The organism is Gordonia asplenii (assembly GCF_012933505.1).
In the GTDB taxonomy this organism is placed as follows: Bacteria; Actinomycetota; Actinomycetes; order Mycobacteriales; family Mycobacteriaceae; genus Gordonia; species Gordonia asplenii.
The window spans coordinates 1-685 of sequence record NZ_JABBNB010000095.1 but is presented as its reverse complement, the minus strand read 5'-3'; the positions used below and the strand labels follow the sequence as shown (position 1 = coordinate 685).

Annotated in this window: 1 protein-coding gene; it reads right to left on the bottom strand. The window is 66.4% G+C overall.

Annotated features, from left to right (window positions below):
• Nucleotides 1-685: condensation domain-containing protein (locus HH308_RS29340; protein WP_170197827.1), on the bottom strand; the 685-nt coding region annotated here is incomplete at both ends.

Genomic DNA, 685 nt, shown 5'->3' with positions numbered 1-685 from the left:
GCGGCCCCGGCCCGCTGCACCGAGTAGGCCCGCGAGGGTCACCGCCCCGTCGTCGACGTGCGGCCCAGCAGACCAGGTGGCCACCCTCCTTAGGTAGTCAGCGGACTGCATCGGCACGTCGCCGACACGACGTCGCGGGTCGTCGAGCAGTTGTTCCAACACTCCGACGAACTGCTCCATCATCGATTCGATGGACGATTCGTCGAACAGGTCTGTCGCGTAGGTCGTATGGCCCCGCCACTGGGAACCGGTGGGGATGATTTCCACCGTCAGATCACGTGGCGCTGGCGAATACGGCAGCGGCATCGCCTGCACCGACAATCCGTCGACGGTGATGTCCGCGTCGGCCAGCGATGCGCCGGGGGCGAACGACAAGATCACCTGCGCCAGCGGCTCGAATGCCTCACTGCGCACCGGATCAAGCGCCTCGACCACCGACTCGAACGGTACGTCGGCATGTGCGAACGCGTTCAAGTCCGTGGCTCGCACCTGTTCCAGCAGATCCGTGAAAGACATACCCGGCGTGACGTCGGCCCGCAGCACCAGGGTGTTGACGAACATCCCGACCAGCGGCTCCAGCACTGCCTGGCCGCGACCGGCGATCGGCGTCGCGATCGCGATGTCGTCGGTCGCACTCAACCGCGCCAACACCACCGCCAACGCGGCGTGCACCACCATGAACGGC